The 19,896-nt window shown below is 65.2% G+C and carries 27 protein-coding genes, 2 tRNA genes and 4 pseudogenes; 16 read left to right on the top strand and 17 right to left on the bottom strand.

The window, feature by feature from the left end:
* Positions 1–118: 118 nt before the first annotated feature.
* From THITH_RS05850 to THITH_RS19575, 5 genes and pseudogenes are all read left to right on the top strand, one after another.
* A tRNA-Leu gene (locus THITH_RS05850) sits at positions 119–205 on the top strand.
* A gap of 317 nt (positions 206–522) precedes the next feature.
* Positions 523–598, top strand: a tRNA-Thr gene (locus THITH_RS05845).
* Positions 599–909: 311 nt separating this feature from the next.
* Positions 910–1,209 (top strand): BrnT family toxin, encoded by a 300-nt coding sequence (locus THITH_RS05840; protein WP_025367326.1) that lies wholly within the window; start codon positions 910–912, stop codon positions 1,207–1,209.
* Positions 1,175–1,363, top strand: coding sequence for a hypothetical protein (locus THITH_RS19580; RefSeq protein ID WP_006748552.1), 189 nt, complete (start codon positions 1,175–1,177; stop codon positions 1,361–1,363). The genes THITH_RS05840 and THITH_RS19580 overlap by 35 nt, the downstream gene beginning before the upstream one ends.
* Positions 1,364–1,378: 15 nt before the next feature.
* A pseudogene (locus tag THITH_RS19575) lies at positions 1,379–1,513 on the top strand (BrnA antitoxin family protein); the annotation flags it as partial.
* A 38-nt stretch (positions 1,514–1,551) separates the two neighbouring features.
* Here THITH_RS19575 and THITH_RS05830 read toward each other — a convergent pair.
* The 9 genes and pseudogenes from THITH_RS05830 to THITH_RS05795 form a co-directional block, all read right to left on the bottom strand.
* Positions 1,552–1,896 carry an HVO_A0114 family putative DNA-binding protein gene (locus THITH_RS05830; protein ID WP_006748551.1) on the bottom strand — a complete coding sequence of 115 codons (345 nt, stop codon included), beginning with the start codon at positions 1,894–1,896 and terminating at the stop codon, positions 1,552–1,554.
* Positions 1,893–2,165, bottom strand: coding sequence for a toxin-antitoxin system TumE family protein (locus tag THITH_RS19125; RefSeq protein WP_232222260.1), 273 nt, complete (start codon positions 2,163–2,165; stop codon positions 1,893–1,895). Before THITH_RS19125 ends, THITH_RS05830 begins: the two co-directional genes overlap by 4 nt.
* Positions 2,166–2,586: 421 nt before the next feature.
* Positions 2,587–2,859, bottom strand: a complete 273-nt coding sequence (locus THITH_RS05820) for a ribbon-helix-helix domain-containing protein (protein ID WP_006748550.1) — start codon at positions 2,857–2,859, stop codon at positions 2,587–2,589.
* A gap of 114 nt (positions 2,860–2,973) precedes the next feature.
* A complete protein-coding gene (locus THITH_RS05815) occupies positions 2,974–3,657 on the bottom strand; it encodes a sugar transferase (RefSeq protein WP_006748549.1) in 684 nt (227 codons plus the stop codon).
* Positions 3,658–3,829: 172 nt separating this feature from the next.
* Complete coding sequence (locus THITH_RS19120) at positions 3,830–4,048, bottom strand: hypothetical protein (RefSeq protein WP_084222702.1); 219 nt, start codon at positions 4,046–4,048, stop codon at positions 3,830–3,832.
* Positions 4,049–4,508: 460 nt separating this feature from the next.
* On the bottom strand, positions 4,509–5,696 hold the full coding sequence (locus THITH_RS05810) for a UDP-N-acetylglucosamine 4,6-dehydratase (protein WP_006748547.1): 1,188 nt from the start codon (positions 5,694–5,696) through the stop codon (positions 4,509–4,511).
* A gap of 267 nt (positions 5,697–5,963) precedes the next feature.
* The gene (locus THITH_RS05805) at positions 5,964–7,136 is read right to left on the bottom strand and encodes a LegC family aminotransferase (protein WP_232222259.1); all 1,173 of its coding nucleotides are present in this window, start codon (positions 7,134–7,136) and stop codon (positions 5,964–5,966) included.
* A gap of 1,526 nt (positions 7,137–8,662) precedes the next feature.
* Positions 8,663–8,870, bottom strand: a pseudogene (locus THITH_RS17760) (PIN domain-containing protein); the annotation flags it as partial.
* A 36-nt stretch (positions 8,871–8,906) separates the two neighbouring features.
* A pseudogene (locus THITH_RS05795) lies at positions 8,907–9,632 on the bottom strand (YdcF family protein); the annotation flags it as partial.
* Positions 9,633–9,856: 224 nt separating this feature from the next.
* On the opposite strand from THITH_RS05795, the gene THITH_RS05790 reads away from it, so the two are divergent.
* Positions 9,857–10,114 (top strand): hypothetical protein, encoded by a 258-nt coding sequence (locus THITH_RS05790; RefSeq protein WP_006748544.1) that lies wholly within the window; start codon positions 9,857–9,859, stop codon positions 10,112–10,114.
* The gene (locus THITH_RS05785) at positions 10,098–10,520 is read left to right on the top strand and encodes a putative toxin-antitoxin system toxin component, PIN family (protein WP_006748543.1); all 423 of its coding nucleotides are present in this window, start codon (positions 10,098–10,100) and stop codon (positions 10,518–10,520) included. The genes THITH_RS05790 and THITH_RS05785 overlap by 17 nt, the downstream gene beginning before the upstream one ends.
* A gap of 603 nt (positions 10,521–11,123) precedes the next feature.
* Here THITH_RS05785 and THITH_RS05780 read toward each other — a convergent pair.
* Positions 11,124–11,411 (bottom strand): GIY-YIG nuclease family protein, encoded by a 288-nt coding sequence (locus THITH_RS05780; protein ID WP_006749202.1) that lies wholly within the window; start codon positions 11,409–11,411, stop codon positions 11,124–11,126.
* A gap of 680 nt (positions 11,412–12,091) precedes the next feature.
* Entirely contained in the window at positions 12,092–12,433 is a 342-nt protein-coding gene (locus THITH_RS05775) for a YdcF family protein (protein ID WP_006749200.1), read from the bottom strand.
* A gap of 125 nt (positions 12,434–12,558) precedes the next feature.
* Between THITH_RS05775 and THITH_RS05770 the strand changes: the two genes are divergently transcribed.
* Together THITH_RS05770 and THITH_RS05765 are read left to right on the top strand one after the other, a co-directional pair.
* Positions 12,559–12,801, top strand: a complete 243-nt coding sequence (locus THITH_RS05770) for a DUF6364 family protein (RefSeq protein ID WP_006749199.1) — start codon at positions 12,559–12,561, stop codon at positions 12,799–12,801.
* The gene (locus THITH_RS05765) at positions 12,798–13,289 is read left to right on the top strand and encodes a type II toxin-antitoxin system VapC family toxin (RefSeq protein ID WP_006749198.1); all 492 of its coding nucleotides are present in this window, start codon (positions 12,798–12,800) and stop codon (positions 13,287–13,289) included. The genes THITH_RS05770 and THITH_RS05765 overlap by 4 nt, the downstream gene beginning before the upstream one ends.
* A 289-nt stretch (positions 13,290–13,578) precedes the next feature.
* On the opposite strand, the gene THITH_RS05760 is transcribed toward THITH_RS05765, so the two are convergent.
* Positions 13,579–14,013, bottom strand: coding sequence for a PIN domain-containing protein (locus THITH_RS05760; protein ID WP_006749197.1), 435 nt, complete (start codon positions 14,011–14,013; stop codon positions 13,579–13,581).
* A gap of 581 nt (positions 14,014–14,594) precedes the next feature.
* On the opposite strand from THITH_RS05760, the pseudogene THITH_RS19110 reads away from it, so the two are divergent.
* The 3 genes and pseudogenes from THITH_RS19110 to THITH_RS05750 form a co-directional block, all read left to right on the top strand.
* Positions 14,595–14,696, top strand: a pseudogene (locus tag THITH_RS19110) (CopG family ribbon-helix-helix protein); the annotation flags it as partial.
* Positions 14,697–14,784: 88 nt separating this feature from the next.
* Positions 14,785–15,204 carry a type II toxin-antitoxin system RelE/ParE family toxin gene (locus THITH_RS05755; protein WP_332254752.1) on the top strand — a complete coding sequence of 140 codons (420 nt, stop codon included), beginning with the start codon at positions 14,785–14,787 and terminating at the stop codon, positions 15,202–15,204.
* A complete protein-coding gene (locus tag THITH_RS05750) occupies positions 15,185–15,505 on the top strand; it encodes a helix-turn-helix domain-containing protein (RefSeq protein WP_006749194.1) in 321 nt (106 codons plus the stop codon). Before THITH_RS05755 ends, THITH_RS05750 begins: the two co-directional genes overlap by 20 nt.
* 309 nt (positions 15,506–15,814) lie before the next feature.
* On the opposite strand, the gene THITH_RS05745 is transcribed toward THITH_RS05750, so the two are convergent.
* Positions 15,815–16,024, bottom strand: a complete 210-nt coding sequence (locus THITH_RS05745; protein WP_025367320.1) for a YdcF family protein — start codon at positions 16,022–16,024, stop codon at positions 15,815–15,817.
* 202 nt (positions 16,025–16,226) lie between these two features.
* On the opposite strand from THITH_RS05745, the gene THITH_RS05740 reads away from it, so the two are divergent.
* Positions 16,227–16,448 carry an AbrB/MazE/SpoVT family DNA-binding domain-containing protein gene (locus tag THITH_RS05740; protein ID WP_006749192.1) on the top strand — a complete coding sequence of 74 codons (222 nt, stop codon included), beginning with the start codon at positions 16,227–16,229 and terminating at the stop codon, positions 16,446–16,448.
* Positions 16,430–16,870 carry a putative toxin-antitoxin system toxin component, PIN family gene (locus THITH_RS05735; RefSeq protein WP_006749191.1) on the top strand — a complete coding sequence of 147 codons (441 nt, stop codon included), beginning with the start codon at positions 16,430–16,432 and terminating at the stop codon, positions 16,868–16,870. Before THITH_RS05740 ends, THITH_RS05735 begins: the two co-directional genes overlap by 19 nt.
* A 90-nt stretch (positions 16,871–16,960) precedes the next feature.
* On the opposite strand, the gene THITH_RS05730 is transcribed toward THITH_RS05735, so the two are convergent.
* Positions 16,961–17,734: an ElyC/SanA/YdcF family protein gene (locus THITH_RS05730; RefSeq protein ID WP_006749190.1), complete on the bottom strand. Its 774-nt coding sequence runs from the start codon at positions 17,732–17,734 to the stop codon at positions 16,961–16,963.
* A 375-nt stretch (positions 17,735–18,109) separates the two neighbouring features.
* Here THITH_RS05730 and THITH_RS05725 point away from each other — a divergent pair, with 375 nt between their 5' ends.
* Both THITH_RS05725 and THITH_RS05720 read left to right on the top strand, forming a co-directional pair.
* Entirely contained in the window at positions 18,110–18,424 is a 315-nt protein-coding gene (locus THITH_RS05725; RefSeq protein WP_006749189.1) for a BrnT family toxin, read from the top strand.
* On the top strand, positions 18,396–18,662 hold the full coding sequence (locus tag THITH_RS05720) for a BrnA antitoxin family protein (protein ID WP_006749188.1): 267 nt from the start codon (positions 18,396–18,398) through the stop codon (positions 18,660–18,662). The genes THITH_RS05725 and THITH_RS05720 overlap by 29 nt, the downstream gene beginning before the upstream one ends.
* Before the next feature lie 102 nt (positions 18,663–18,764).
* Here the strand turns inward: THITH_RS05720 and THITH_RS05715 are convergent, their stop codons facing one another.
* The 3 genes from THITH_RS05715 to THITH_RS05700 all read right to left on the bottom strand — a co-directional run bounded on the left by THITH_RS05715 (position 18,765) and on the right by THITH_RS05700 (position 19,867).
* Positions 18,765–19,040 (bottom strand): BrnA antitoxin family protein, encoded by a 276-nt coding sequence (locus THITH_RS05715; RefSeq protein WP_006749187.1) that lies wholly within the window; start codon positions 19,038–19,040, stop codon positions 18,765–18,767.
* A complete protein-coding gene (locus tag THITH_RS05710; RefSeq protein WP_006749186.1) occupies positions 18,997–19,272 on the bottom strand; it encodes a BrnT family toxin in 276 nt (91 codons plus the stop codon). Before THITH_RS05710 ends, THITH_RS05715 begins: the two co-directional genes overlap by 44 nt.
* A 379-nt stretch (positions 19,273–19,651) precedes the next feature.
* A complete protein-coding gene (locus THITH_RS05700) occupies positions 19,652–19,867 on the bottom strand; it encodes a hypothetical protein (protein WP_006749184.1) in 216 nt (71 codons plus the stop codon).
* Positions 19,868–19,896: the final 29 nt, after the last annotated feature.

The raw sequence follows: 19,896 nt of genomic DNA, 5'->3' as shown, positions 1-19,896 counted from the left end.
CCGGCCTGCCGCGGCCGATGGCCACCGCCCTGGTTCGGGTTGCCGGCCGGCAGCACCGCCCAACCGCGATGGCCGGATCACTGCAGCGCCCGATTTTGCGGTACACTTCCGGGCCCGCGCCGGGATGGCGGAACTGGTAGACGCGCCGGACTCAAAATCCGGTTCTGGCAACAGAGTGCGAGTTCGATTCTCGCTCCCGGCACCACTGAACACGGCCAGCGCCGACCGTTTCTGGCGCTGGCGCATCCCCCCTGCCCCCGCCGGAACCGGCCTTCAGAACGCCATCGTCGAACCGAGCCTCGCCAAGCCGCCGGCCGGTACCGCAAGGCATCGACACGGGCATCACCCATGCGCCTCGACAGAACCTCGTGACAGACGTGAGGGCGTAGCGCCAAGCAGGCCGGGTCATCTGGCACCCGGACCCACCGGCGATTATCATGCAAGGGGCAAATGGCCCACAGCGGCAGCCGCGACGCACGCCACCCGTGCCGCTGCAAACGCCGATGGCGCCCACCAGGTCCGGCCGGTGTAGCTCAGCTGGTAGAGCATCTGATTTGTAATCAGAGGGTCGCGGGTTCGAATCCTGTCGCCGGCTCCAAACACTCCCTCAAGCGCAGCATGGTGCGCGCCCCGCAATGGACTGCCGCGCCCCTCCGGGACTCGCAGTGGTATGCGTGCAGCCCCCCTCCCCTCTGGGGAAGAGGAGGGCCACGAGGATTGACGTGAAAGAACGTGGCGCGCGGCCCCGGGGGCCTGCGGCCACCCTGGCGCCGGATGGCGGATGACGGCCTTCGGCCTTTTCCGCCCTACGGGGCGGCCGCGCACGATTCCCGCTGGTTCCACGATCCATCGCGAGCACGGGTAGGGCGGAAGAGCGCCAGCGTCATCCGCCGAACGGCGTACGGGTGCGTGGAGACGCGCATTCTCTGGGACGAGGCGAAGCGGCAGGCCAACCTTCGCAAACATGGACTGGACTTCCTCGATGCCGTGATCGTGTTGGAAAGCCCCTACCGTTTGGATGTCCAAAGCGTCCGATGTGGAGAGAAGCGAACACAATCGTTCGCATACGTTTTCGATCTGCTCGCCGTACTCACGGTGGTCCACTCCGCGCGCGGCAGCGCGCTTCGGATCGTTAGCTGCCGTACAGCGAGCCAGGAAGAGAGGAGCGCCTACCATGGCTGGCTCGAAAATGACTACGACAACTCCTGACGAAATGCGCGCTGCGATTCAGCGTGGCGAAAGCCGGACCGACCTCGAGAAAGTCCGCGCCCAAACGCCCTATGTATGGGACGGCACGAACGACGACGACCGACCGCTCACCGCCGAAGCGATGAAGGCCGGAATCGCGGCCGACCGCAGATGACGCGGACGCCCGGCGGGTAGCCGGAAAACGTCGACCACCATACGATTGGATCAGAAAATCGCCGCCGCTTTCCGTGCCAGCGGTCCCGGTTGGCAAACGCGCATGAACGCGGCATTGCGCGATTGGCTCAAGACACACTCTCCGGGCTGAGGGGCTTCGAACCGGAGTCTGACCCGTGGCCGGGCGATTCAGGCTGCTTCCAGCTCGAAATCGACGCGCACGGCATCGTAAGGGAACAGGATCCGCCCCTCCTCGGTTCGATCCAGAACACCCGCATCAAGGAGCGCATGCACGTCTCCGTGCACGCCCTTCACATCCCGGCCTAGCTCACGAGACAGCGCGCGGATCGTCATCGGGCCACGACCCGTCATGGCCTTGAGCAACTCCCAGCGCTTGCGGGTCAACGTCTGCCAGAGCAGTTCCGGCGATGCAAAGGAAATCACGGCACCCTGCGGTTCCCCATGAAAGGCCGCCAGCGTCCGGTTGGTCACGGCCTCGCGGGACGAGACCGTCAGCGTTACCTTGTTCATCATCGCGCCCTCCATCGATCGACATCGGACCAGAAATCGTTCAACAACTGCGCTGGGTCACGGAAGGAATAAGCAACCTCGTTCGGCCCAAGGTGCCGGTGGTCTCCCTTCCCGGCCTCGTTGTCGTAGCGCAAGACGCACTGCCCGGCGACCACGTAGGCGAGGCTGTACTTGTACACATGAGCGGAACCGCGTACCGGAGAGGGAACCCGCCAGACGCGTAGCTCCGCGAAGGAATCCTGGCTGATCTGGTGGCGCTCATGGAGCAGCAATTCCGCAGGAATGTTGTAAAATGCTCCAACATTCGACTTCCGTTGTCAATCACACCAACGCCCAGAAGCCCCGCCCCTCAAACCCGCATCCTCCCGGCATCGGGAGCGCCCCCCACCACCGTCATCGCGAGGTGCGAAGCCCCCACCCGTCATCGCGAGGTGCGAAGCCCCCACCCGTCATCGCGAGGGGCGAAGCCCCGTGGCGATCCAGCGGCGCATGGACTGCCACGCCGGTTGCGCCCCCGATAGGGGTCGGGAAGGGGTGACCCTCCCCGACCCCTATCAAAACCACCCCATCCCCGTAGGAACGGGACCAGCCCGCGAACGCCCGCATGGCTGGCGTCGCGCCCGGCGATGAACCGGTAATGAGAAAGCAGCTGGGCCTCGGCCTCCGGCGTGAAAACTACCTAGACCCGCATGTTCAGCCAGACTTCAGCTTGTGCTCGGCATCGAGTCGGACCCGGACCGAATCGCTCGCGATGCCTCGGGCCGGGTCTGCCCTCAGCGCATCGTAGGCCGCCGCAACCTCCTCCCGAAGCCAGCTTTCCACCGCCCGATCGCGTTCCATCAACGCGCGCAGACCTTCGCGAATCACTTCGCTTTCGCTGGCGTACGTGCCTGAGGCTACCCTCGCCTTGACCGCATTGGTCAACTCGATCGGCAGGGTAATGCTGAGTTGCTGCGTGCTGCGCATGGGAGTTCCGCACACGACGCAGCAGGATTGGATCCTGTTCGGTTCCCGCACTGCCTGGCAACCGCATTCCAACCCGCTGCGTCTTGGCTCTACGGCGATCCGCCGCCGGCATGATCAGCCTGCCGTGCTGGCGGCCATCAGGTTTCGCTCGAGTTCGGGCGGCGGTGCCGGGAGGTCGAACACGCGCCAGACAATCGGGCTTCGCGGGAAGATCACTACCCAGGCGGTCACGGCGATCACCAGGAAATAATTGCGCAGCGTCTGGTGGTCGATGTACCAGCGTTCGACCGCCCCCTTGTACGGCGCGATCACGTCATCGTAGAAGCGCACCGGGTCATCGACCAGGCCCAGGATCGATTCCTCGTCGCGGAACACGATCGAGCCGACGCCAGAAAGCCCCGGGCGTACCCGGATCAACTGCATCTGCACCTCGGGCCCAAAAGCGTCGAAGCAGCGCCGTTCCTGCGGGCGCGGGCCCACGATGCTCATGTCGCCCTTGAGAATGTTGAACAACTGCGGCAACTCGTTGATTTTCGTCTTGCGCAGGAACCGCCCGACCGGGAGGATGCGCGGGTCACCCTTCACCGTGACCGTGCCGGTACCCATGGTCGGGCTGTCCTTTAGCATGGTCGCAAACTTCAGCAGGCCGAAGGGCCTGCCGTCCTTGCCGATGCGTTGCTGCCGGAAAAAGATCTCGCCCTCGCCAGTCAGGCGCAGCACGAGCATGATCGGCAGCAACACCGGCAAGAGCACCAGCACAGCGAGCCCGGAGAACACGATATCGAAGAATCTTTGCATCAGATCTGCTCCTTGAACGAATGCCCAACATACTGCCACGGAACTGCTTCAAACCCTCATGGTGCGGGCTGCCTCTGCGAAACGAAAACGCGAGTCACGGAAGGCACGGACAGACACGAAAAAAGGCTTGATTTGTTTCATATTCCGTGATTTCCGTGTCCTTCTGTGGCTGTCATTTCACGTTAACTTTCATGCCCTCGGGGGGAGCACCCCCGATGATGAAAGAGGCGTAGGGCGGAAAAGGCCGAAGGCCGTCATCCGCCAGCTGGCGCCGGGGTTGCCGCGGGCGCCGGGGAGGCGCAAACGCCGTACGGCGGATGACGCTGCGCTCTTCCGCCCTACGGGTCGCCCGGGACACGAGACAGGCCGTGACTTTCACGCTAACTTCCATGGCCAGCGGCCACCCCCCGATAATGAAAGACGCGTAGGGCGGAAAAGGCCGAAGGCCGTCATCCGCCAGCTGGCGCCGGGGTTGCCGCGGGCGCCGGGGAGGCGCAAACGCCGAGCGGCGGATGACGCTGCGCTCTTCCGCCCTACGGGTCGCCCGGGACACGAGACAGGCCGTGACTTTCACGCTAACTGTCATGGCGCTCTGCCACCCCCGCCCATGAAAGTCTCCCTGCCACGGATACACACGGATATACACGGATAGGGCTTCAATCAACAAACATCCGTGTTCATCCGTGTCAATCCGTGGCTGTCATTTCACGCTAATCGAGCCGGCGCTCCGCAAGCGACCGTGCCCCACGCTGGGCCGGCTTGGGGACGGGGCGCTGCGTCTTTCCCCGCGATTCATGCAATCCGGCGGCAGGCGTCCAACGATCCTGTGCCGCGCGGTTGGAATGCGCCGGCTACATGCGCGAATCGAGGTACTTGCCGGTTTCCTTGTGCGCGAAACCGGGGATCATCTCGTGGAACAGAGCCACCAGATCGGGCTTGTCCCACACACCGCCCGCCTTCAACTCGGCGATGCGGGCAACGAACCGCTCCAGCCGGGCGGGATCGAACACCGGCTCGTTGCGGATCACGCCGATGCTTTCGAAACGCTCCATGTCCAACACCTCATTATCGGTAAAGAACTCCTCGAAGTCCTTCTCCCCGGTGGTGTCGCTGTCGAAGAAGTAGCAGGGCCAGCGTTTGGCCGCGATCAGCTCGTCTGCCCGCACCCGCGCCTCGTCCTCGGTCGCGCAGACATGTGCCTCGAAACCCAGCGCCGCGAGGTAGCGCACCGCGATCTCCGAAAACGTGATCAGGTGCAGCTTCTCCGAGAGCTTCGGGAAAAAGATGTCGCGGTTCTCACCGAGCAGGCAGGACATCAGGCACAGTTCGCCGGACTCCCGCGGGGTCACGAAGTAGCGGCGCACATCGCGCGGTGCCGAGATCGGCTGGCGCTTCGCAAAGCGCTGGTTGAAGCCGTGCAGCAGGCTGCCGTCGGAGAACGCGACGTTGGCGAAGCGCGCGGTCGAAATCGGCAACTCCAGGCTCGCGCGCATCAGGAACATCTCCATGATGCGCTTGCTCGCGCCCATCATGTTCACCGGGTTCGCGGCCTTGTCGGTGGACACGCAGAAGTACTTCCGGCTGCCCTGCGCGCGCGCGAATTCCAGCGTGCGGTTCGTGTTCAGGATGTTCACGTCGACCATGCGCATCAGCGTGAACGGGTCCTTCTCGCTGCGCACATGCTTCAGCGCGGAGAGGTTCAGGATGTAATCGTAGCCGCCGCTCCAGCGCATCAGCGCATCGAATTCCACCGAGCCGCAGTCGATCGCGAAGGTGCGGAAATCACCGTCGATGTAGCCCAGCGTACTGCGGATATCGCGCACCAGCTCGACCATATTGTTTTCGCTGATGTCGACCACGTGCAGCACCTTCGGCCGGCGCCGGAAGATTTCCCGCGCTACCGCCTGGCCGATGGAACCGGCACCGCCGATCACCAGGAACCGCCCGCCCTGCACGCGCTCGGAGAGCTCGGCCTCGAAACGGCTCACGTCGGCATCGAACAGCGGCTCGGAACGGCCGATCAGATCAAGAACGTTCATGGACAGGTCTCCAATTGATGGGGTCCAACCGCATCGCAAAAGTCAGTCACCGCGGGGCCGCAACCCAGTAGGAGCGAGCCTGCTCGCGAACGCGCCGCAGGCGCGCCTGGCGCCGGAACTCCACCCAAACGCCGGTTCGCGTGCAAGGCACGCTCCTACAGGGGCATCCGGTTCGCGTGCAAGGCCCGCTCCTACAGGGGCATTTTTCTGGTCAGGGGTGGCCTCCAACACCGATACAAACGTTGTCAACGCCCGTGGCAATCCAGGCTACATCGGCTTCATCGCCCCATCCGGCACGCTGGACGGCAGGTTCACCACCCGCTCCTCCAGCCAGCGCGAGTTCTCCAGGCCGTCGGTCTGGCAGTCATTGAACGTTGCGAGCCGGTTCATCAGGCGCCAGACCGGCCGCGTCATCACCCCGGCAGCGTTCGTATATTCGAGCAAAGCATCCCGCTCTTCACGCGCACCGAGCACCAGCGCATTCAGCCAGAAGTTCGCACGCGTCCCTTCGCGCTCACAGACCCACTCTAGCCCATGTTCCGCCGCAAAGGCGGCATAGCGCCGGGCCACCGCACGCTTCGCCTCCAGCATCTCCTCCAGCCGCTCCATCTGTGCGCAGCCGAGCGCGGCGTTCAGGTTCGGCATGCGGTAGTTGTAGCCCACCGCGTCGTGCACGAACTCCCACGCATGGGGCTGCTTCGCGGTCGTCGTCAGATGCTTCGCGCGCCGCGCCAGGGTCTCGTCGTCGGTGAGGATCATCCCGCCGCCGCCGGTCGTGATCACCTTGTTACCGTTGAAGCTCAGCGTACCGAGCCGGCCGAAGATACCCGTGTGCCGTCCATCGACCCAGCTACCCAGCGACTCCGCCGCATCCTCGACCACAGGAATCGCGTAGCTTTCGCACAGCGCCACGATCTCGGCGATCCGGCACGGAAACCCGAAGGTATGCATCGGCACGCAGGCCGCGATCCGCGCCCCGGTGCGGCGGTTCACGCAGCGGCCGTGGCGCAACTCGGTCTCCTGTTCCAGATAGCGGCGCAGCGCATCCGGACTCAGCCCAAGCGTGTCCCGGTCGACGTCCACGAACACCGGCCGAGCACCCAGATAGCGGACCGCGTTGCAGGTGGCCACGAAAGTCAGGGCCTGGGTCAGCACCTCGTCGCCGGGTTTCACACCCGCGAGTTCCAGCGCCACGTGCAACGCTGCAGTACCGTTCACGGTGGCGACCGCGAATCCGGCCCCGGTGAATGCCGCGACCCGCTGCTCGAACTCGTCCACCCGGCGCCCCACCGACGAAACAAAGTTCGAATCGACAACATCCACGAGAAACTGCCGCTCCGGCCCGTCGAACACCGGCCGGTGCAGCGGAATCGCACCGGCGCCGTAGATGGCGCGGACTTCCGCCAGCAACGCGGGAAAAACGGGGTTCAGGTCATCCACGAAACCACCCTGTCGCAGGACGAAATGCCGAAGAAACACATGGCCCGATTCCAGGCCGAAACAACGCCGGGCATCCTCTCGCACGCAAGCTCCGCTGTTCAACACCAACCGAGCCCCCCGACGACGAAAGACGGCGAAGGCCGAAAAACGCCATGCGCCATCCGGCGCTGAGGGTACCGGGACGCCTGGGCCACCGCCAACTCCCGCAGTGGTGTGCCTGCGCCCCAAGCGCCTTCCTGGGTTAACTTCCATGGCCTATGTGGCCACCCCCGATGATGAAAGAGGCGCAGGGCGGAAAAGGCCGAAGGCCGTCATCCGCCAGCTGGCACACCGTCATCGCGAGGGCCGAAGGCCCGTGGCGATCCAGCGGCGCATGGACTGCCACGCCCCTCCGGGGCTCGCAGTGACGGAGGCGGTTCGGGGCTCGCAGTGGACGGGCCCTACCCCCACCGTCATCGCGAGGGCCGAAGGCCCGTGGCGATCCAGCCGGCGGATGGACTGCCACGCCCCTGCGGGGCTCGCAGTGACGGAGGCGGTTCGGGGCTCGCAGTGGACGGGCCCTACCCCCACCGTCATCGCGAGGGCCGAAGGCCCGTGGCGATCCAGCCGGCGGATGGACTGCCACGCCCCTGCGGGGCTCGCAGTGACGGAGGCGGTTCGGGACTCGCATTGGACGGACCCCACCCCCACCGTCATCGCGAGGGCCCAAGGCCCGTGGCGATCCAGCGGCGCATGGACTGCCACGCCCCTCCGGGCTCGCAGTGACGGAGGCGGTTCGGGGCTCGCAGTGACGGAGGCGGTTCGGGGCTCGCAGTGGACGGGCCCTACCCCCACCGTCATCGCGAGGGCCGAAGGCCCGTGGCGATCCAGCCGCCGCATGGACTGCCACGCCCTTTCGGGACTCGCAGTGACGGGCCACCAACCCCCACCGTCATCGCGAGGGCCAAAGGCCCGTGGCGATCCAGCCGGCGCGTGGACTGCCGCGCCCCTGCGGGGCTCGCAGTGACGGCCACAAAGCCCCACCGTCATCGCGAGGGCCAAAGGCCCGCGGCGATCCAGCCGGCGCGCGGACTGCCGCGCCCCTGCGGGGCTCGCAGTGACGGCCACAATGCCCCACCGTCATCGCGAGGGCCGAAGGCCCGTGGCGATCCAGCCGGCGCGTGGACTGCCGCGCCCCTGCGGGGCTCGCAGTGACGGAGGCGGTGGGGGGCTCGCAGTGACGCGGGTGGGACGGGGCTCGCAGTGACGGGCCGCGCCAGCCGACCGCGCCGGTCAGCATGTGCGAGAACTAGATGCCATCGTCCCATTCGCCCAACATCCATGTGCGCACCGGGAGTCTGACCCCTGGCCGGGCGATTCAGGCTGCTTCCAGCTCGAAATCGACGTCGCCCGGAGATCTGTAGAAAAAACCAACGACCCCTGGACAGAATATCCTGGGTTCCTCGTCATTCTGAGCGGAATCCGCTCATTGGCTGAGCCATGCTCGGGACGAGATTACGGACAGGAGCGAGCCCTGCTCGCGAACGCTACTCGGGCTTGAAATCGGAAAACGTAGCGACGCCGAAAAACTCCGCTGACGCCAGGAGTTCCTGATCGAGGGTCAGCAAGGGCGCTTCGCTGGCCTCGGCGCAGGCCAGATGCAGGGCGTCCAGCGTCCTCAGGCGGGTACGACGCGTGAGCAGCCACTGCTGCGGCTCGCTCGAACACGCCTGAGTCCAGCGCCACGAGGCGATAATGATCAAGCCCCAACGCCCACCACCCCAAATACTCGTGCACCACCCGCTCCGTCTTGCGCAGGTTGTCGGCCGAAGGCACCCAATACGCCAGCGTCCGCACCCGACCCCCGCCCGTCTTGAACCCCGTCGGCGCCGGAATCGGCGTGAGCCCCGCCCGCTCGAAATGCCGCACCGCGCGCCGCATGTGCGACGCCGACGTCACCAGGAAGAAGCGCTCGCCGTCCGCCAGCACCGCCCGTACCGCGTACGCCTCCTGCGCGGTATCGACCGGCGTGTCCAGCGCCACGATGCGCGCGGGATCTATCCCCAGCGCCTGCGCCGCCTGCGCGTAGCCCAGCGCCACCGGCAGGCGCTCCGCGTCCCGGCTCGCGCCGCTCACCAGCAAGCGCGCGTCTGGCAGCGCCTCGAGCAAGCGCAGTCCCTCCATCAGGCGCACGGACGCACTGGTGCTTAGCCGGATCGAGGCAGGAACATCGAGATCAGACACCCACCCAGCCCCGAGCACCACCACCGCGGTCACATCCCCGTGATCGCGCGGATCCCACACTGGTGGATACGCCCACTTCAGCGGCGCCAGCAGCCGATTGGACACCGGCGCCCACGACGACAGAAAGACCAGCAGCAGGCCCAGCACTAACAGCAGACGCCCGAGCACGCGCCGCCCCCGCCACAGCGCCAGCGCGGCCAACAGCACGAGCAGCGTCGCCAGCGCCAACGGCGCCGCGAACGCGCCAACGAGGGGTTTGATGATGTCGAACATGCGTCAACTCACAGAAACGTCATCGAGAGGGCCTGTCATTTGCGAGGCCGCAGGCCGTGTCAAAGCCCTGCGGCGATTCAACCGCCGCATGGACTGCCACGCCCCTGCGGGGCTCGCAGTGACGGGGGTGCGAGCGGGTAGTACATGGCTGTGCTAATGTTCCGGTTACGCATTTGGCAAGATGACCAACGCGAATCATGCGTCGATCCGTCACGAGGCCTTCGATGAGCACCTCTCCTGAACACCTGCTCGAAAAGCTGAAAGACCTTCCGCCGCAACGGCTCTCCGAAGTCGAGGACTTCGTGGACTTCCTCAAGAATCGCGACGAGCGCGCGCAGAGGGCGGCCAGTCGCCGACTCGGCGAGGCGATGTCTCGCCTCGACGCCTTGGATCTGCCGCCATTGACCTCCGAAGAAGTGCAAGCGGAAATCGAGGCCGCACGCAGGGAACGCCGCAACGCTCGCCGTGCGGATCATCGCTGACACCAACACCGTCATATCCGGCCTGCTCTGGCAGGGAGCACCACGCCAGCTGATTGACGCCTGCCGGGCGCAGAAGCTGACCCTCGTCACCAGCCCGGCATTACTTGCGGAACTGGCCGAGGTGTTGGCGCGCGACAAGTTTTCTGCTCGCATCCTGCGCGCCGGATTGTCCGCCAAGGCCCTGGTGGAGGACTACGCGGCTATCGTGCATGTAATCGAGCCCGATGTCCCTCCGGTACCGGTCTCACGTGATCCCGACGACGATGAAGTGCTGGCCTGTGCAATCACCGCCCAAGTCGCCGCCATTGTCTCCGGTGATGCCGATCTGCTCATTCTCGAAAACTTCCAAGGTATTCCGATTCTCACGGCCAATCAGGCAGTCGGCAAGCTCCAATCCGAACTGTAGTCGGGATGGCCGCCCGACCTCACGCGTCATCGCGAGAGGCGGAGCCCCACCGTCATCGCGAGGGCCGAAGGCCCGCGGCGATCCAGCCGGCGCATGGACTGCCGCGCCCCTGCGGGGCTCGCAGTGACGGCCACAAAGCCCCCACCGTCATCGCGAGGGCCAAAGGCCCGTGGCGATCCACACGGCGCATGGACTGCCACACCCCTGCGGGGCTCGCAGTGACGGGCCTTAGCCCCCACCGTCATCGCGAGGGCCAAAGGCCCGTGGGGATCCAGCCGGCGGATGGACTGCCGCGCCCCTGCGGGGCTCGCAGTGACGGGCCTTAGCCCCCACCCGTCATCGCGAGGGCCAAAGGCCCGTGGCGATCCAGCCGCCGCATGGACTGCCGCGCCCCTGCGGGGCTCGCAGTGACGGGCCCTACCCCCCACCGTCATCGCGAGGGCCAATGGCCCGCCGCGATCCAGCCGGCGGATGGACTGCCGCGCCCCTGCGGGGCTCGCAGTGACGGGCCTTAGCCCCCACCCGTCATCGCGAGGGCCAAAGGCCCGTGGCGATCCAGCCGCCGCATGGACTGCCGCGCCCCTGCGGGGCTGACACCACCATTCAAAGGATGTCGGCGTACAGGTCTCGCCAGTCCGGATTCAGCGCCTCGATGAGCCGCAGTTTCCGTTTCCGGTTCCCGGCCTTAAGTTGCTTCTCGCGGGAGATGGCGGATTCCATCGTCTCGTGTACCTCGAACCAAGCCAGCCGGTGCAGAGAATATTGTTTCGTGAAACCTTCAACGACCCCGGACTTGTGCTGCCAGACCCGCTGTACTAGGTTGCTGGTAACCCCAACGTACAGCGTGCCGTTTCGGCGGTTCGTCATCATGTACACGCATGGCTGCTTCATACCGGCCCTCCTTGGCCCATTGCTGCAATTGGACTGCCGCGCCCCTGCGGGGCATGCAGTGACGGCCCCCAACCCCCACCCGTCATCGCGAGGGCCGAAGGCCCGTGGCGATCCAGCCGCCGCATGGACTGCCACGCCCTTTCGGGACTCGCAGTGACGGGCCACCAACCCCCACCGTCATCGCGAGGGCCAAAGGCCCGTGGCGATCCAGCCGGCGCATGGACTGCCACGCCAGTTTGCCGCAGCCTTCGGCCTCGCAATGACAGGGGCTCGCAGTGACGGGCCCTACCCCCCACCGTCATCGCGAGGGCCAAAGGCCCGTGGCGATCCAACCGCCGCATGGACTGCCGCGCCAGTTTGCCGCAGCCTTCGGCCTCGCAATGACAGGGGCTCGCAGTGACGGCACCAACCCCCACCGTCATCGCGAGGGCCGAAGGCCCGTGGCGATCCAGCCGGCGTGTGGACTGCCACGCCAGTTTGCCGCGGCCTTCGGCCTCGCAATGACAGGGGCTCGCAGTGACGGTCATCAAGCCCCTACCGTCATCGCGAGGCTCTGTCATCGCCCAAAATGGCCTCCGCCCCTTGGGGACCGTCAACGGCATCTGCAGGACCGGCTCCGCTGATCGTCCTTGTCGACATCGAATTTCATCACCCAGACTGCAGCGCGCTCCGAACTGTTGTCAGCAGACCATCGATCTCGCTGGCAAGAAAATCCAGGAATTTGGGTTTTGCAAGGGTTCGTTGCTGCACTTCAAATCGAGCTCCAACGTCAGCAGTCCGAGATACTCGTGCACCACCCGCTCCGTCTTGCCCAGGTTCCCAGCCGAAGGCACCCAATACGCCAGCGTCCGCACCCGCTCGCTGCCCGTCTTGAACCCCGTCGGCGCCGGAATCGGCGCCAGCCCCACCCGCTCGAAATGCCGCACCGAGCGTGGCATGTGCGAGGCCGACGTCACCAGGAAGAAGCGCGTCTCCGTGCCCAGGAACTCCCGCACCGCGTACGCCTCCTGCGCGGTATCCACCGGCCACCGCTCCCCATTCGCGCACAAGGCACGTTCCAGCACTGCCTTGGTGGGCAGTCCGGGTGCACGACCGCATCGCCTGCCGTACAATTTTTTGGAACCAGCCGTACCCGAGGAAGCCCCACATGGAAGGCGAAACCGCCAAACTGACCGTGCGCCTGCCCAAGCAAGACGTGGAGTTCGCCAAGGCGTATGCCAGGGCCCATGGCCTCACGGTCACCGAGGTGATCGATCGCTACCTGCGTCGGATGCGTTCGCGGGAACCGCAGGCACTTTCGCCAGAGGTCGAGTTCCTGACGGCCCTGGCGCCAGCGGATGTTGATGCCAAGGCGGAATATCGACGGCACCTGGAATCCAAGCATCGATGATTCTGCTGGATACCAACATCGTTCTGGATGTCATCCAGAAGCGGCAACCCCATTACCAGGCCTCAGCGACCGTTCTGGATCGAATCGTCCGGCGGCAGATCGCTGCAGCCTTACCCGCCCATGCGATGACGACCATCCACTTCATCGTGAGCCGCCATCTGGATCAGGCGACGGCCTCCAAGGTCATTGGATGGCTGCTGGACTGGTTCAACGTCGCAACCGTTGGCAAGGCCGAGCTGATGCGGGCTCACACACTCGGCTGGCCCGATTTCGAAGACGCGGTTGTAGCGGCCGCTGCCGAGTCAGCCGGCTGTGATGCCGTCGTCACCCGAAACGTGCGCGACTTCCGGGACTCCCCAGTACCGGCCATCACCCCGTGTATGCGCCGACGAAAACCCGCGGTTATTTGCCGCGGACCTGCAAGGAGACGCGGCCGGGGGGACGGCGCTGTGATCGGCGCATACAGGACATGCCCTATCAGTCCCTGATCAAGGCATGGCTCGCGGAGGATGTTCAGAAACGATGAATGTGACCCGACGGCGCGACCCCGAGGACCCGGTTCCCGTAGCCATGCCCAACCCGCTTCACCGTCGGAGCCCTTTTTCAAGGCGCCGGCACAAACTGCCGGTGGAGCGGCGTCTGGCCATCGCGGTGGGAGCTGGGCATCGCGCGACGCGGCATCGCGGCCGGAAGCCGCTCCCACCACTCGAGGCCACCCTCCTGGCGGCCTATGGGCGATTGGGTATCGGATGTACTTGGGGCGTTGGGAGGAGCCGACTACGAGGGCCGGTCCGTTTCGAAGGGATTCAGCACGATAATCCCGTTCAGATCCTGGCCGTGCTGAAGATCTTCCGAGAGGAGGTAATGGCATTCCGCGACGCCTGCCGCGCCGACGATCAGCGCGTCCCACCAGGAGAGGCCGAATCGCTTTTCGATTGACCAGGCGGCCTCGAGTACCACTGAATCGATCGGTACCGGCTGCCATGTGAGCAGATCGCGGATATCGGCCCGAGCCATCTCCGGATCGAGACCGGGCGAGAGACGGCGCGTCACGACCTGGTAATACTCCTGAAGCACTTGAAAGCTGAGCCGCCCTGCGCCCCGGTTCCAGAGGGTGTGTATCCACTCGACGGCCAGCGCATGCTTGTGGGGTTCGCTCGCATCCCGCGCATAGACCAGTACGTTGGTGTCAACGAAGTACCGGTCGGTCATACAACTGCTCCCTGGAGGGATAACCCGAGTCGGCATCCTTCAATGCCACTCGCGGCCTGGCCATGTACCGTTCCAAGGCCGCGCGGCGCTCGGATTCCTTTTCCCGACGCTCCCGAAGCATCTCGCCAACGAGCCGTGAAACGCTGGTATCACGCTTCGCAGCCTCGATTCGGGCCCAGCGCGCTGTTTCCTCGTCCAACGTGATGGTGATGTTTTTCATGAACACGAAATTAGTGCAACACCAGATTCGTGTCAACGGATCTGAACCTTCTGGGTCGTTCCAAGCCCCAGTGTCAGGCTACCTGGCCTGTCCCTTGATCCCGCACCGTAAGTCCCTCAAGGGCCTCGGTGGAATCCGACCACAGACGGATCGGCGGTACGGGCTCGCAGTGACTGAGGGGTGCGAGTCCCGCTCGCCGCCCTGGGCCGCCCATCCTTGAGTGCGCGCCTGCGCGCATCGGCGCGCGGACATGGAACGCGATCCGGAACCGCGCCGCGATGGATTCGAAGGCCTTAAGGCGCTAGCGTATCGAAAGGTATTACTACGCGATAAGAGGTCCTCCACGGCCACGTCTCTCAAGATCGACGACACACTGAAAGCGCGCGTCCAGCAACTGGCCAGTCAGCGCCGTCGCTCGCCGCACTGGATCATGCTCGAAGCCATCCAACAGTACGTCGAGCGCCGGTGCCGGTGGTCTCCCTTCCCGGCCTCGTTGTCGTAGCGCAAGACGCACTGCCCAGCGACCACGTAGCGAGTTCAGTCGTGGCTTGGTGCCAAGTTGCACTAAGTGGTATAGTACGGACGTGCGAAGAGTCTTCCAAACGCGAGCTTTTAACCGCTGGATGCAGAAGACGGGCCTGCCGGAGGATGCACTCTGCGATGCCGTGTCGGAGATGACCCGAGGGCTGGTTGATGCAGACTTGGGCGGAGGTGTGATCAAGAAGCGGATCGCGTTGCCTGGGCAAGGCAAGCGTGGTGGGGCAAGGACCATTGTGGCGACGAAGATCGAGGGTCATTGGTTCTTTCTTTACGGATTTCGCAAGAATGAGCGCGCCAGCATTGATCGGGACGAGCTGAAAATGCTGCAGGAAGTGGCGAAGGAGCTTCACGGGCTCGATGATCAACAATTGGCCACTGCGCTGAGCGCTGGTGAGATTATGGAGTTATGCCATGGCAACAAACCGACGTAAGAGCCGAATTCTGGACGAAATGCATGAAACCGCACGCGGGCTGCACCGGGTGGGTCTGATCAGCAAGCGGCGCATGGGCGAGTTCGACGCCCTTTGTCACCTGGATGTCCAAGAGATGACGCCTGAGAACATCAAAGCCTTACGGGAACAGGCGCATGTAAGCCAAGCGGTGTTTGCCGCTGTGCTGAACACCAGCGTGTCGACAGTGCAAAAGTGGGAGGTCGGCGACAAGAAGCCGAGCGGGCCTTCTCTGAAGTTACTGAACCTGGTCGAGCGCAAGGGATTGGAAGCGATCATCTGACATGCAGTTACCCGTCGCGCCCGATGCTTCGGCCCATCGATCAGGTGCACCCTAAGTCAGTGTCCGTCATTCGTCGATGACCTGCCATCTGCGGGCAGCGCTCCGGTGCCCGCTCAGGGTCGTTGTGCAACGCCCTCGATTATGGAAAGTGGCTGCCGCGATGGCAGCTTGCAGCACAGCACGAAGCTGAATGCTCGGCACTGGGCCCACGACGCGCTTGACATCATTCTGGACGGTCCTGCATAGGCGATTCGGCTTCCGGCGCCCGCCACCGGGGATGCGGCCAACGCCGACACGCGTGGCGCGCGCCTACCGCCCCCGGTGATCGAGTTCCAGCGCCAGCAGGCCCAGGGTCTCGTGCACGGCCCGCTCGGTCGTGCGCAGGTTCCCAGCCGAGGGCACCCAGTACGCCAGCGTCCGCACCCGCTCGCTCCCCGTCTTGAACCCCGTCGGCGCCGCAATCGGCGCGAGCCGCGCCCGCTCGCATTGCTGCACCGCGCGCCCCCCGTGCGAGGCCAACGTGACCAGCGCGAAGCGCGCCTCCGTGCCCAGGAATGTGGCGCGGGATGTACGTGGATGGCGAGAAGGTCCGCGCTCGCGGACAGCTCCTTTTCCGGATCCCTCTCATCGTTGCCATTCGCCCCGGATCGCGTTGGCCGACGCGAGGCCGTTCAGCTACAATAAGGAATCCTTACTTTGATGGTTCTGCCGCAGGGCCGCGATGCTTGCCAAGAAAACCTCCAAGAACCAGTTGACGCTGCCGAAGGCGATCCTGAAAGCCGTGGGCGATGCCACCTATTTCGACGTGTCGGCTGAAGATGGACGCATTGTGCTGACCCCGGTGCGCCCGCAGGACGCGGACGCCGTGCGCAAGAAACTCGAAGCTCTCGGGATCACGGAAGACGACGCGCGAGATGCCATCCAATGGGCAAGAGGTCGCTGACCGGACCGCCGCGGGTCGTACTCGACACCAACTGCGTCGTATCGGCCCTGCTGTTCTCGCGCGGACGTCTCGCTTGGTTGCGACGGGCCTGGCAGTCCGGACGGGTCGTTCCGCTGGTCAGCCGTGGCACGGCCGCGGAACTGATTCGCGTGCTGGCCTACCCCAAGTTCAAGCTGGACCCTGGCGAACGCGAGGCGCTGCTCGCCGATTACCTTCCGTATGCCGAAACCTTCACTACGGGTGATGAACCTTCGCCCCCCGGTCTCCGTGACCCGGCGGACGCGATGTTCATTGCTTTGGCGCGACAGGCGGAGGCCGACGTGCTGGTCAGCGGCGACCAAGACATCCTTGCCCTGCGGGAAGCGCTTTCGGTCCCCGTGATGGAGCCCGCGCGGTTTCAGACCCGGTTGGAGTCAAGGTGAGTACCAGTGTCGTCTCGGTACCGGAACACGACAATTAACCCGGTGCGCGGCAAGCCCCGTGGTTCAGGGCGGGCCTTGCCGCGCATCGGGTCAGCGCCCCCGATGATCCCACTCCAGCGCCCGCAGTCCCAGGTACTCGTACACCGCGCGTTCCGTCTTGCGCAGTGCGTCCGACGACGGCACCCAGTACCCCAGCCGGTGCGGCCCGTCGCGCCCCGTCAGGTAATGCGTCGGCGACGCAATCGGCGCGAGCCCCACCCGCTCGAAATGCCGCACCGAGCGTGGCATGTGCGAGGCCGACGTCACCAGCAGAAACCGCGCCTCGGTCCCCAGCAGCTCCCGCACCGCGTACGCCTCCTGCGCGGTGTCCGTGGGCGTGTCCAGCACCACGATGCGTTCGGCCGGCACCCCGAGTGCCTGCGCGGCCGCAGCATAGCCCTGCGCCACCGGCGCCTCGTCGGCACGGCGGCTACCGCCACTGACGACCAGTTTCGCCTCCGGCAGTGCCTCAAGCAGGCGCAGCCCCTCCATCAGGCGCACCGACGAACTGGTGCTTAGCCGGATCGAGGCAGGAGCATCGAAATCAGGCTCCCACCCGGCACCGAGCACCACCACCGCAGTCACGTCCCCGTGATCGCGCGGATCCCACACCGGCGGATAGGCGCCCTCCAACGGCGCCAACAGGCGGTTCGCGACCGGGGCCCAGGACGACAGGAAGATCAGCAACAGGCCCAGCACCAGCAGCAGACGCCCGAGCACGCGCCGGCCCCGCCACAGCGCCAGCGCGGCCAACAGCACGAGCAGCGTCGCCAGCGCCAACGGCGCCGCGAAGGCGCCGACGAGGGGTTTGAGGGTGTCGAGCATGCGTCAGCGCACAGAAACGTTATCGCGAGGCCTGTCATTGCAAGGCCGAAGGCCGTGGCAAAGGCCCGCGGCGATCCAGCCGCCGCATGGACTGCCGCGCCCCTCCGGGGCTCGCAGTGACGGGGGTGGTACCGGGCTCGCAGTGACGGCCACAAAGCCCCCACCGTCATCGCGAGGGCCGAAGGCCCGCGGCGATCCACACGGCGCATGGACTGCCACGCCCGTGCGGGGCTCGCAGTGACGGCCACAAAGCCCCCACCGTCATCGCGAGGGGCACCGCGGGTTCCGCCGAGGCGGTCATTAGCCGGCCGGAAATGAATCGGCCCCGGTTTCCCGTCTTTGGCTTCATGTGTATATGGTGGCAATATACAGCTGATGATCGATTGGGCCGATGTCAGGGGATTCGACTGGGATGAAGGGAATTCCCGCAAGAGCGTCGACAAGCACAGCGTAAGCCAGGCGGAGGCCGAGCAGGTCTCCTTCAACCAACCGCTACTCGTGGTCGCCGACCCGAAACACAGCGCGCTGGATCCGCGTTATCACGCACTGGGCATCACCGACGACGGACGGAGGCTCCACGTCAGCTTCACCCTGCGCGCTGCGAACACCCTGATCCGCGTGATTTCCGCCCGAGACATGCATCGCAAAGAGAGAGCCATCCATGACCAAACATCCGAAAGCCAGACCTGAGTTTCGAACGGAGGCAGACGAGCGCGCCTTCTGGGAGAGCCACGATTCCAGCGAATACGTTGACTGGGATGCGGCACAAAACGTCAGCCTCCCGAATCTCAAGCCCTCGACCAAGACCATTTCCCTGCGCCTGCCCATCGCCTTGCTCGAGAGGATCAAGATCAAGGCGAATCGGCGGGACATGCCCTATCAGTCCCTGATCAAGGCATGGCTCGCGGAGGATGTTCAGAAACGATGATCGCCCCGGGGGGGGCGAATCTGTAGAAAGCGGCTCATTGACAGGAAGCTTCGCGAGCAAGCCCGTGGGCGAACACCGGCGCAGCGGAAGCCGACCTCGTTTCTACTCGACCTTTTCGAGGCGTTTGGCCATGCGCGTCTGCCAGCCTGGCCCGGTGGCCTTCCAGCGCGCGAGGACATCAGCGGGGAGGCGAATGGTCACTTGCAGGCGCGGGTTGTTAGCGACTGGACGACCCGCTTTCCGCACCGTCGCACGACCGATCATCGCGTCCGTCAACTCAGGCAAGTCCTCATACTCGGAGTCCTGAATCACGTGCGCATCCACCCGCTCCAGGTCAGAGCCCAAGGAGCGGCCCGAGCCGCCTTTTTTCCCGGTCATTGGCCTTCCTCATGCTGAAAACATGGCGCACGCTTCCACGCGGCGTGTACCCAATCACGATCAAACGCCCTGCCAACAGGCCGTAACAGAGAATCCGCTGTTCGCCATAATCCCGACGAAGATCCTCCATTTCGACCGTCACACCAGCAAACACCTGAGTGGCATCCTCAAAATCCAGGCCGCGTTCCACAAGCGTCAGTTCCCGTTTGGCTGGATCGAAGCTGATGTCCATATCGTATCTGGTTTTCCGTAGTTACAACAATAGGCAGACACAAACCCACCGTCATCGCGAGGTGCGAAGCCCCGTGGCGATCCAGCCGGCGCGTGGACTGCCGCGCCAGTTTGCCGCAGCCTTCGGCCTCGCAATGACAGGGGCTCGCAGTGACGGCATCACCCCCCACCGTCATCGCGAGGGCCGAAGGCCCGTGGCGATCCAGCCGCCGCGTGGACTGCCACGCCCCTGCGGGGCTCGCAGTGACGGCCCCCAACCCCCACCGTCATCGCGAGGGGCGAAGCCCCGTGGCGATCCAGCCGCAGCGCCTCACGCACCGCGAGTTCCGCCGAGGCGGTCACTACCAGCACGGTTTGCCCGGCCGCAGCCCGCTCGCGCATCAGCGCCCCTGCCCCTCCTGGCGGCGCACGAAGCCCTTCATCGCCCGCCCCAGCACCGACCGCCCCATATGCGCGAGCGACGACCCGAAGCTGGCCGGTGCCAGCATCACCAGGTGCTTCATCGGCGACGCGTCCACTGCGAAGTACCGGCTCAGCCAGTCGCGCACGATCAGCGCGCTGGTCAAATGCACGACCACGCCGCAGGCGTAGGGCATGCGCGGCACGCTCCCCACCCGAGCCCCCA

Origin of the sequence: Thioalkalivibrio paradoxus ARh 1, assembly GCF_000227685.2 — a bacterium.
Taxonomy (GTDB): Bacteria; Pseudomonadota; Gammaproteobacteria; order Ectothiorhodospirales; family Ectothiorhodospiraceae; genus Thioalkalivibrio; species Thioalkalivibrio paradoxus.
This window is presented reverse-complemented; position numbering and strand designations above follow the sequence as displayed.

Coding starts and splice junctions, on each gene's coding strand:
- THITH_RS05820 (WP_006748550.1), bottom strand. CDS start 2,859: ATGCGCAGCACGCAGCAACTCAGCATTACCCTGCCGATCGAGTTGACC.
- THITH_RS05770 (WP_006749199.1), top strand. CDS start 12,559: ATGGAAGGCGAAACCGCCAAACTGACCGTGCGCCTGCCCAAGCAAGAC.
- THITH_RS05830 (WP_006748551.1), bottom strand. CDS start 1,896: ATGATGAACAAGGTAACGCTGACGGTCTCGTCCCGCGAGGCCGTGACC.
- THITH_RS05735 (WP_006749191.1), top strand. CDS start 16,430: ATGGGCAAGAGGTCGCTGACCGGACCGCCGCGGGTCGTACTCGACACC.
- THITH_RS05750 (WP_006749194.1), top strand. CDS start 15,185: ATGGCAACAAACCGACGTAAGAGCCGAATTCTGGACGAAATGCATGAA.
- THITH_RS05780 (WP_006749202.1), bottom strand. CDS start 11,411: ATGAAGCAGCCATGCGTGTACATGATGACGAACCGCCGAAACGGCACG.
- THITH_RS05720 (WP_006749188.1), top strand. CDS start 18,396: ATGACCAAACATCCGAAAGCCAGACCTGAGTTTCGAACGGAGGCAGAC.
- THITH_RS05725 (WP_006749189.1), top strand. CDS start 18,110: ATGATCGATTGGGCCGATGTCAGGGGATTCGACTGGGATGAAGGGAAT.
- THITH_RS05765 (WP_006749198.1), top strand. CDS start 12,798: ATGATTCTGCTGGATACCAACATCGTTCTGGATGTCATCCAGAAGCGG.
- THITH_RS05700 (WP_006749184.1), bottom strand. CDS start 19,867: ATGCCCTACGCCTGCGGCGTGGTCGTGCATTTGACCAGCGCGCTGATC.
- THITH_RS19580 (WP_006748552.1), top strand. CDS start 1,175: ATGGCTGGCTCGAAAATGACTACGACAACTCCTGACGAAATGCGCGCT.
- THITH_RS19120 (WP_084222702.1), bottom strand. CDS start 4,048: ATGGAAGTTAGCGTGAAAGTCACGGCCTGTCTCGTGTCCCGGGCGACC.
- THITH_RS05790 (WP_006748544.1), top strand. CDS start 9,857: ATGAGCACCTCTCCTGAACACCTGCTCGAAAAGCTGAAAGACCTTCCG.
- THITH_RS05810 (WP_006748547.1), bottom strand. CDS start 5,696: ATGAACGTTCTTGATCTGATCGGCCGTTCCGAGCCGCTGTTCGATGCC.
- THITH_RS05710 (WP_006749186.1), bottom strand. CDS start 19,272: ATGGACATCAGCTTCGATCCAGCCAAACGGGAACTGACGCTTGTGGAA.
- THITH_RS05715 (WP_006749187.1), bottom strand. CDS start 19,040: ATGACCGGGAAAAAAGGCGGCTCGGGCCGCTCCTTGGGCTCTGACCTG.
- THITH_RS05730 (WP_006749190.1), bottom strand. CDS start 17,734: ATGCTCGACACCCTCAAACCCCTCGTCGGCGCCTTCGCGGCGCCGTTG.
- THITH_RS05740 (WP_006749192.1), top strand. CDS start 16,227: ATGCTTGCCAAGAAAACCTCCAAGAACCAGTTGACGCTGCCGAAGGCG.
- THITH_RS05815 (WP_006748549.1), bottom strand. CDS start 3,657: ATGCAAAGATTCTTCGATATCGTGTTCTCCGGGCTCGCTGTGCTGGTG.
- THITH_RS05760 (WP_006749197.1), bottom strand. CDS start 14,013: ATGACCGACCGGTACTTCGTTGACACCAACGTACTGGTCTATGCGCGG.